Origin of the sequence: Sphaerisporangium aureirubrum, from assembly GCF_042658925.1 — a bacterium.
Lineage (GTDB): Bacteria > Actinomycetota > Actinomycetes > Streptosporangiales > Streptosporangiaceae > Sphaerisporangium > Sphaerisporangium aureirubrum.
The window spans coordinates 1-7,717 of the sequence record NZ_JBHSRF010000150.1; the positions used below are offsets into that span (position 1 = coordinate 1).

Below are 7,717 nucleotides of genomic sequence, written 5' to 3' on the forward strand. Positions count from 1 at the left end.
TTGAGCCCTTCCCCTCGACCGTCACACGATGGCTCACTTTGTGCTAGCCGTCGATCGCTGATCGTCACCACTTACACCACTCGGCGGGACGTCACCCAGCGGGGGAGTGGAGCCGGGTCGGGCGGCGCCGAACACACCGCGGGGTTGTCTGCCGTAGGGCGGCGCCGGCTTCACCCCCCGTGCAGACCTCCCGCCAGTGCGGCGCCGATGCGCCGAACCCTCATAGGGCGGCGAGAGTGGGGCCGTGCGGCGGGAGTGGAGCCGGGGTGGGGGTGGGGGTGGGGGGTCAGTGGGCTGGGGCGGGGTGGTCGGGGACGGGGTGTTGTGTGTCGCGGCCGTGGACTCGGTAGGTGCCGGGGGTGATTTCGGTGGAGCGGGCGCGGACCTGGGTGGCTATGGCGGGGGGCCATGCCGTGTCCAGGGTCCATAGGACGCCGGTCAGGGCCTCTACCTCGTGTAGGTCCAGGTGGCGGAGGTCCAGGCCGGAGGCGTCTACTTCTATGGTCTCCAGGCTGTGGATCAGGTCGCGGATCACGTCGCGGATGAGTTCCTCGGTGAGGTCGTAGGGGTAGGCGCGGGACAGGTCCTCCTCCAGGCGGTAGGCGCCGCTGAGGACGCGCTTCCATTCGTGGACCAGGTTGATGGTGCCGAGCACGTCTCCGGCGCGGCCGAGTACGTTCTCGACGTCGTCGCCGATCTTCTTGATCCTTTCCAGGGCGTGGGTGAGGTCGACCGCCCAGTTCAGGGGGCTGTTGAGGTCGCTGGCGTCGTGGAGCGTGCGGGCGACCGCCCGCACGCGGTCCAGGACGCCGAAGCGGTCGAAGACGCTCGCGTACTGGCCGGTGGGCAAGCCGAGGGCGTCGAGGATGCTCAGGGTGCGGGTCAGCGCACGGGCGGAGACGAACGCCATGTCGACGTCGCGGTCCAGGGTCAGCGCGGACACCAGGTCCTCGGCGCGGTCCGCGACGACGCCGGGGGCCCCGGCCTGGTCCAGCGCGCACACCAGGTCGCGGGCGCGGCGCAGCATGCCGTCGCGCAGGTCGTCGTGGACCAGGTCGCGGACCGGGTCGCGCGGGCGGTCCAGGTGGCGGTCGTGCTCGCGGCCCCGGTCGAGGGTGCGCAGCAGGTCGAGGTCGCGGCGCAGCCCGTGGGCCTCGGCGCGGATCGCGATGATGGCGGTCACCGTGTCCCCCGGAGCCGGGGGCCCCGGAGCCGGGGCCCCGGCGTCGCCCGCCATGAGGGCGAGGAGTGCCGCGTTGAGGTCGGCGCCGGCGCGCAGCCCGTCGTCCAGTTCGCGCGCGGCGGTGGTCAGCAGGGTGTCCAGGTCGTCGGTGGCAGACTCCTGGTCGGCGCTCAAGGCTTCCCCCTTTTCCTGGTCGTGTCCTTCTCCCGGCGCCCGTCAGGGTCGCCGTCGGTGAGCCCGGCCTCGCGGGCGAGGATCCTGCGGCCCTTCTTCAGCAGGTCCCGTGCCTGCTGGTCGTCGATGCCGAGCGCGGCGGCGATGTCGACCGGACGGAATCCGTCGATGTGGAAGGCCATCGCCATCCGCACGTCCTCCGGCAGGCGGCGCAACGCGTGCAGGACGTGCAGGGTCTGCGCCGTCAGCTCGCCGGGATCCTGGCCGTCCCATGCCCGCTCGGCGGGCCCGCACCCGAGGACGGTGGGCGGTTCGCGCCGCCGGTCCGGTGGGCGCCGGTAGGCGCGCAACGCGATCGTCCGTATCCACGCCCGAGGGACGCGCACCGCCTCCCACTGGCCGGGGCGCCGCCGGATGAGGTCCCACGCCTCGGTGAAGGCCGCCTGCGTGGCGTCCAGGGCCTGGTCCCGGTCGGCTCCGTTGAACATCACGAAGCGCGCCACCTGGTGGTAGTCGCTCTCGAACAGGGCGAGGAACCGGACCCGCATCGCCTCCAGTGCCGCCGGGGCCGCGTCCTTTGGCCTCCAGCCGGCGGAGGGGCGGACCGAGGACTCATCGGCCGTCATCGGGACGACCACGACGTCCGGCCGGCCTGCCCTCGGCCTCGACCGCCACCCAGCGCCGGCCGAAGTGGTGGATCCGGCTCCCCGGCGGCAGGCGGTAGACACGACCGGTCCGGAGCTCGTGCGTCAGACCACGCCCGTGGCGCAGCCACGTCCGGACGCCCGTCATGACGGCGCCGATGAGGGCGATCACGATGGCGCCCGTCGCAGGGTCGGTCACACCGACTCCTCTCGTCTCGCGGTGATGACCCGGCGGTCGCCGCGGTCCCCTAAGAGAGGCATCAGGATCCATGATCGGGAAGCGAAATCGAGATTTCTTTCCCGCCGGTCCGCACGGCGGCCGGTCCGCAACGATCGGCGTCTGGCATGTCGTATATGCGGGACAGGGGGACCCGGCGCCGAGGTGCGGCACATTGACTGAACCGCGTAAGTTTCAGGGCTCGCGAGGCGTTCTCCCAGTTCGGACGACGCGGCGCGCGGTCCGAGTTGTCAAGAAAAACGTTTCGGCTCATCATCTGAAACGTTTCAACTCTCGGCAGCGGATTTCGTCTGGAGGGCCGCCAATGCACTTACATCGTTACCGGACCCGTCTGTGGTCGGTCGCGGTAGCGGCCGTTGTGGCCGTAGCGAGCGGGATGTTCGTCACGCTCGCCGCGCACGCCGCGGCAGGGTGCCGCGTCACGTACACGGTCGCCTCTCAGTGGCAGGGGGGCTTCACCGGGAACGTGACCCTCGTCAACCTTGGCGACCCGGTCAGTTCGTGGACGCTGGCCTGGAGCTTCGGCGCCGGGCAGCAGGTCACCCAGGCCTGGAACGCCACCGTCTCGGTGAGCGGCGGCCAGGTCACGGCGCGCAACGTCAGTCACAACGGCACGATCTCCACCGGCGCCAACGCCTCGTTCGGCTTCAACGGGTCCTGGAGCGGCAGCAACCCCGTGCCGGCGTCGTTCAGCATGAACGGCACCACCTGCACGGGCCAGGTCAGTAGCCCGACCCCGACCGTGACACCGACCGTCACCCCGACCGTGACGCCCACCGTGACGCCGACCGTCACGCCCACGGTCACCCCGACGCCGGGACCGACCGGTGCCCCGAGCTGGGGACGGGCCCTGCCTCCGGCGGGCGCGGCCACGAGCCGGGCCTACAACGAGATCGCCAACGCCGACGGCCGCGGCTACACCCCGCGCGCCGGCGAGTGCTCCAGGGAGATCCACGCCCGGTACTGGACGTACGGACCGGACGGCAAGGTCTACCCGACCTGGCACCCGGCGCGGGACTCCAGCGGGTGCGCCTTCGGGCACGAGCACGGTGACGACCCGCGTCCCTCGGACCTGTTCTCCACGGCCGGGTGGCCCGCCTTCGGCTACACCAGCGAGACGATGGCGACGACGGCCCCCGCGTCCAGCCAGCGTCACGAGGACCACGTCGGGCACAAGGTCCTGTCCGTCAACAACGTCAACGTGATCCAGGGCGACAACGGCACCAGCTTCTTCCCGCCGAGCGGCACCACCACCGCGGTGTGCGACGTGCTGCTGAAGTTCCACCAGGGCACGCACTCCACCGACGCCTTCAGCAACAACATGCACGAGCTGATCTACAACAACCGGTGCACGCACAACGACAACGGCCAGGTCAGCGAGGCCAGGTTCAGCGGGTTGATCCCGATCGGACGTCCGGGCGGCTTCAGCAGCACCGACTGCCCCGGCCCCAACCTCGGCGAGAGGTTCAAGTCGGTCGGCACCGCCACCCCGCCGGACTCCCCGTCGGACACGCGGTCGATCGGCCGTCTGATCACCGACGAGGCCTGTGTGCAGGCGATCAGAGAGGGCAGGACGCACTACGAGGTGATCACCGGCACGCAGGTGCCGTTCGACACCAACGACCTGCACGAGTTCTGGTTCTCCGACTTCACGGTGACCGGCACGGGGCTCACGTTCAACATCGCCCCGCTGTTCTACGTGCTCAACCCCTCCCGCTACTACAACTCCACCAGCGCGGACAAGCTCGCCCGGCAGGTCGACCTCTGCTACGACGGCATCCGCGGCCAGTTCTGCGACCAGGTACGCCAGATCACCCAGCAGACCGGCCAGCGCGTCGCCTGGGACGACCCGCGGTCGCCGTTCCGCGGTGGTCTGCGTGAGTTCCGGCCGGGCACGTTCACGGTCCGCAACACCGGCCCGACCACCGTCTACACCGACGTGTACGGCCGCAACGCCTCCGCCACACCGTTCGCCGGCTCCATCAAGCAGTTCTTCTCCGGCAACCACGCCCCCACCCTGAACTACGTGCGGGGCGCCACCAGGGATTACACGGCCAACTCGGCCGACCAGATCCACTCGCCCAACTGATCCGCTCTACCGAGGGAGGGCCCGCGGCGGACACCCCGCCGCGGGCCTTGCGCGCGCCGCACGGCTGAAAAATGGGATAAAAAGGCCTCTTAGCTAGGTTTTCAGGGCTTTTTGGTGTCATGACTCTCATCACTTCGTTGATGAGGGGACTCGCATCCATGACACGTTCGTCATCCTGGAAGACCGCGGGGCTCGTCGTGACGCTGGGCGCCGGTGTGTTCGTGGCCACGGGCAGCGTGGCGCACGCCGAGCCGGAGCCTGGCCCGGTGGAGCTGCGGCTGGTCCTGGACGACTGCCGCGAGGGCACGCCGACGGTGGCGCCGTGACGCGACGCCCACCTGAACCGTCTCCCGGACGGCCCGGCGAGCTCGTCCCGGCGGGCAGGGAGTCCGCCGTGCTGGAGCGGGCGCTGTTCGAGGTCAAGCGCGTGATCGTCGGGCAGGACAGGCTCGTCGAGCGGCTGCTCGTCGCGGTACTGGCCCGGGGGCACTGCCTGCTCGAAGGGGTGCCGGGGATCGCCAAGACCCTGGCCGCCGAGACGCTCGCCGCGGTGGCCGGGGGGTCGTTCTCCCGGATCCAGTTCACCCCCGACCTGGTGCCCGCGGACATCGTCGGCACCCGTATCTACCGGCCCTCGACCGAGAGCTTCGACATCGAGCTCGGGCCCGTGATGGCCAACTTCGTGCTCGCCGACGAGATCAACCGGGCGCCCGCCAAGGTGCAGTCGGCGCTGCTGGAGGTGATGGCCGAGCGGCACGTGAGCATCGGCGGCCTCACCCAGCCGACGCCGGTGCCGTTCCAGGTGCTGGCCACGCAGAACCCGATCGAGTCCGAGGGTGTGTACCACCTGCCAGAGGCGCAGCGGGACCGCTTCCTGATGAAGATCGACGTGGGGTATCCGAGCGAGTCGGAGGAGCTCGCGATCCTCTACCGCATGAGCGTGGACCCGCCCGCGCCGCAGCGCGTCCTCGAACCGGCGCTGCTGCTCGCGCTGCAACGGCAGGCCGAGGAGGTCTTCGTGCACCACGCGCTCGCCGAGTACATCGTCCGCCTGGTCTACGCGACCCGTGAGCCGGAGCGGTTCGGCGTCGAGGGCGTTCGCCGCCTGCTGGCCTTCGGGGCGAGCCCGCGCGCCACGCTCGGTCTGGTCGCCGCGGCGCGCGCGCTGGCGTTGCTGCGCGGCCGGGAGTATGTCCTGCCCGGGGACGTCGGCGACCTCGCGCACGACGTGATCGCGCACCGGCTGGTGCTGTCGTTCGACGCGCTGGCCGACGGCGTCACGGCGCGGCAGGTCGTCGACCGGGTCCTGGCGGCCGTACCCGAGCCGGAGGTCGCGCCGAGGCACGGCGAGGCGGCGTGATGCGCGACCTGCTCGCCGAGCCCCGGCTGCGCGGCCTGGAGCTCACCGTCGTGCGGCGGCTCGACGGGCTGCTCCAGGGCGAGCACCTCGGGCTGGTGCCGGGGCCGGGCAGCGAGGCGGGCGAGGCGCGGATGTACACGCCGGGCGACGACGTGCGGCGCATGGACTGGAACGTGACGGCGCGCACCGCCGAGCCGCACGTCCGCGACATGATCGCCGATCGGGAGCTGGAGATCTGGGTGCTGCTCGACGCCAGCCCCAGCATGGACTTCGGCACCGGCCTGATGGAGAAGCGCGACCTCGCCCTGGCCGCGGTGGCGGCCGTCGGATTCCTCACCGCCCGCACCGGCAACCGCATCGGCGCGCACGTCCTGCACGGCGGCACGGTACGGCGGCTGCCCGCCCGCACCGGCCGTCCCCAGCTGATGGCGCTGCTGCGGACGATCCACACCCTGCCCAGGGCCGAGCCGGGCGGCCCCGCGCGGGCGCTCGGCACGGCCGCCGAGGAGCTGCGGCGCTCGGCACGGCGCCGCTGCCTGGTCGTGGTCGTCTCCGACTTCCTGGACGACCCCGCCACGTGGGAGCGCCCGCTGCGCCACCTGGCGGTCCGCAACCAGGTGCTCGCCGTCGAGGTCGTCGACCCCCGCGAGCTGGAGCTGCCCTACGTGGGTGTGCTGACGCTCGTCGACCCCGAGACGGGCAGGCGCCGCGAGGTGTCCACCGCCTCGCCCCGCCTGCGCGCACGCTACGCGGAGGCGGCGGCCGGGCAGCGCGCGGCCATCGGGGCGGCGCTGCGCCGCGCCGGGGCGGCCCATCTGCGGCTGCGGACCGACCGCGACTGGGTGCGCGACCTGGTGGAGCACGTGATGAACCAGCGCCGCCTCGCCGGGGCCGCGCCCCCGCCGCCGCGCCCCGGAGGAGGCGACGCCGCATGACGCTGCTGTCCCCCGTCTGGTTGTGGCTGCTCGTCCCCGTGCTCGCGATCGCCGTGCTCTACGTGGTCATGTACGCGCGGCGCAGCCGTTACGCCGTCCGTTTCACCAACCTGGACCTGCTCGACAAGGTGGCCCCGGAAGGGCCCGGCTGGCGAAGGCACGTGCCCGCCGCGGCGTTCGGGGCCATGCTGATCCTGCTCGTCGTCGGGTTCGCCCGGCCGAGCGCCGAGGTGAGCGTCCCCCGCGAGCGGGCGACGATCGTGGTCGCCTTCGACGTGTCCGCGTCCATGCAGGCCACCGACGTGGCCCCCGACCGGTTCACGGCGGCGCGCGAGGCCGCCCGGCGTTTCGTCCAAGGGCTCCCCGAGCGGTTCAACCTGGGGCTGGTGGCGTTCTCGTCCTCGGCGGCCGTGGCCGTGCCGCCCACCCTGGACCGGCCGGCCGTGCTGTCGGCCATCGACCGGCTGACCACGGACTCGGGCACGGCCATCGGCGAGGCCGTGTTCTCGTCGCTGGACGCCATCCGCTCGATCGACGCCCAGGCGGGCGAGGACCCGCCGCCGTCGCACATCGTCCTGCTGTCGGACGGCTCCAACACCACCGGCAGGCCGATGCGGGCCGCGGCCGAGCAGGCGGCCGGCGGCGGCGTCCCCGTCACCACGATCGCCTACGGCACGCAGGACGGCAGCATCGAGCTGGGCGGGCAGTCGGTGCCGGTCCCGGTGGACGGGCCCGCGCTGCGCGACCTCGCCGGCACCACCGGCGGCGGGTTCTACGAGGCGGCCTCCGGCGACCAGTTGCAGGCCGTCTACGAGGACATCGGCACGTCCGTGGGGTACCGCACCGAGCGTCGTGAGGTGTGGCCGTGGTTCGTCGGCATCGGCCTGCTGGCGGCGGCCGTCGCGGCCGGCACGTCCCTGCTGTGGTTCTCCAGGATCCCTTGAGGAGGCGGGCGAGATGAGCGAACACCTGGGCCTCGGCAGGCCCCGCGGCCCCGCCTTCGTCCCCGGCGCGCGTCCCGCGCCGCCCCCGTGGCCCGCCGGAGCGCCCGCGCCGGCCGCCGTGCCGCCGGGGAGACCCGCGGGCACCGCGCG

Annotated in this window: 8 protein-coding genes; 5 read left to right on the forward strand and 3 right to left on the reverse strand. The window is 72.3% G+C overall.

Annotated features, from left to right (window positions below; all coding sequences use genetic code 11):
- Positions 1-286: 286 nt before the first annotated feature.
- Genes ACFP1K_RS40500 through ACFP1K_RS40510 form a run of 3 tightly spaced genes read right to left on the reverse strand, consistent with a single transcriptional unit; the run spans position 287 to position 2,200 of the window.
- Positions 287-1,357 (reverse strand): hypothetical protein, encoded by a 1,071-nt coding sequence (locus ACFP1K_RS40500; protein WP_380763801.1) that lies wholly within the window; start codon positions 1,355-1,357, stop codon positions 287-289.
- Positions 1,354-1,983: an RNA polymerase sigma factor gene (locus tag ACFP1K_RS40505; RefSeq protein ID WP_380763803.1), complete on the reverse strand. Its 630-nt coding sequence runs from the start codon at positions 1,981-1,983 to the stop codon at positions 1,354-1,356. The genes ACFP1K_RS40500 and ACFP1K_RS40505 overlap by 4 nt, the downstream gene beginning before the upstream one ends.
- Entirely contained in the window at positions 1,970-2,200 is a 231-nt protein-coding gene (locus ACFP1K_RS40510; protein ID WP_380763805.1) for a hypothetical protein, read from the reverse strand. The genes ACFP1K_RS40505 and ACFP1K_RS40510 overlap by 14 nt, the downstream gene beginning before the upstream one ends.
- A 397-nt stretch (positions 2,201-2,597) precedes the next feature.
- Between ACFP1K_RS40510 and ACFP1K_RS40515 the strand changes: the two genes are divergently transcribed.
- The 5 genes from ACFP1K_RS40515 to ACFP1K_RS40535 all read left to right on the forward strand — a co-directional run bounded on the left by ACFP1K_RS40515 (position 2,598) and on the right by ACFP1K_RS40535 (position 7,567).
- Positions 2,598-4,328 (forward strand): cellulose-binding domain-containing protein, encoded by a 1,731-nt coding sequence (locus ACFP1K_RS40515; RefSeq protein WP_380763807.1) that lies wholly within the window; start codon positions 2,598-2,600, stop codon positions 4,326-4,328.
- A gap of 158 nt (positions 4,329-4,486) precedes the next feature.
- Entirely contained in the window at positions 4,487-4,654 is a 168-nt protein-coding gene (locus tag ACFP1K_RS40520) for a hypothetical protein (protein ID WP_380763809.1), read from the forward strand.
- Complete coding sequence (locus ACFP1K_RS40525) at positions 4,651-5,688, forward strand: AAA family ATPase (protein ID WP_380763811.1); 1,038 nt, start codon at positions 4,651-4,653, stop codon at positions 5,686-5,688. Before ACFP1K_RS40520 ends, ACFP1K_RS40525 begins: the two co-directional genes overlap by 4 nt.
- Positions 5,688-6,623: a DUF58 domain-containing protein gene (locus tag ACFP1K_RS40530; RefSeq protein ID WP_380763813.1), complete on the forward strand. Its 936-nt coding sequence runs from the start codon at positions 5,688-5,690 to the stop codon at positions 6,621-6,623. The genes ACFP1K_RS40525 and ACFP1K_RS40530 overlap by 1 nt, the downstream gene beginning before the upstream one ends.
- Positions 6,620-7,567, forward strand: coding sequence for a VWA domain-containing protein (locus ACFP1K_RS40535; protein WP_380763815.1), 948 nt, complete (start codon positions 6,620-6,622; stop codon positions 7,565-7,567). The genes ACFP1K_RS40530 and ACFP1K_RS40535 overlap by 4 nt, the downstream gene beginning before the upstream one ends.
- Positions 7,568-7,717 lie beyond the last annotated feature (150 nt).

What these genes read in the sequence shown, in the direction of transcription:
- ACFP1K_RS40505 (WP_380763803.1), bottom strand. Translation starts at nt 1,983, where the DNA reads ATGACGGCCGATGAGTCCTCGGTCCGCCCCTCCGCCGGCTGGAGGCCA.
- ACFP1K_RS40530 (WP_380763813.1), top strand. Translation starts at nt 5,688, where the DNA reads ATGCGCGACCTGCTCGCCGAGCCCCGGCTGCGCGGCCTGGAGCTCACC.
- ACFP1K_RS40520 (WP_380763809.1), top strand. Translation starts at nt 4,487, where the DNA reads ATGACACGTTCGTCATCCTGGAAGACCGCGGGGCTCGTCGTGACGCTG.
- ACFP1K_RS40535 (WP_380763815.1), top strand. Translation starts at nt 6,620, where the DNA reads ATGACGCTGCTGTCCCCCGTCTGGTTGTGGCTGCTCGTCCCCGTGCTC.